The organism is Hoylesella marshii DSM 16973 = JCM 13450, assembly GCF_000146675.1.
Lineage (GTDB): Bacteria > Bacteroidota > Bacteroidia > Bacteroidales > Bacteroidaceae > Prevotella > Prevotella marshii.
Genome location: NZ_GL397221.1, coordinates 1 through 690, shown reverse-complemented (window position 1 = coordinate 690; position 690 = coordinate 1). Strand labels below are relative to the sequence as shown.

1 pseudogene is annotated in these 690 nt (G+C 44.8%); it reads right to left on the bottom strand.

From position 1 onward, the window contains the following. Positions 1 to 435, bottom strand: a pseudogene (locus tag HMPREF0658_RS10600) (Wzz/FepE/Etk N-terminal domain-containing protein); the annotation flags it as partial. Positions 436 to 690: the final 255 nt, after the last annotated feature.

Genomic DNA, 690 nt, shown 5'->3' with positions numbered 1-690 from the left:
AAGCTTGTTTATCCACAATGCGGGGTATTTCCAAAACGGTACCTTGTGGTCTTTGAGCAAATGGATGTAATATGTCTTACTGCTTGTGCTGTCTTTCAGCATCACGGGTACCTGAAACAATGGGATGATGAAGTCGTTTGAGGCAAAGACATCGGGGTAGATGTCGGGATAGATGGCATCGGTCGAACTGCCGCTGCTACCGAGGTTCACGCCCACCATTGATGCAAGGTCGCCCAAGCTCTGTGACATACCCATACCGGTGATTTCCGGTGCCAGCACCACATTGGCCGTATAAGTCTTTTCCGTGTTGAGTGCAACCACCACACCTAACACCATCATGATACCGACGCACCATGCCAGCGGTTTCTTCTCTCGCAGTATCTGTTTGAAGATGCCTACAACATCTATCTCATGTGTCTTTCTGTCTGTATTCATCCTTTGTATCATCTATATGAATAAGGTGCAAATTTACGATAAAAAGGCGAAAACAAAGAACAAAAGAAAAGAATTGTGCCACCGGCAGAGCATGATTCGTCATGGGAAAGTATCAGGATGGAATACCCGGAACTTCCCGATTGATAATCTTTCGATGGCTTAAATCCGTAACTTTTTACCCCGTTCTTAAATAGTTTCTTACGTGAGAGTTCTTTACTATTATGAGACCTCTGCAAACGTATACGCCATATCCGT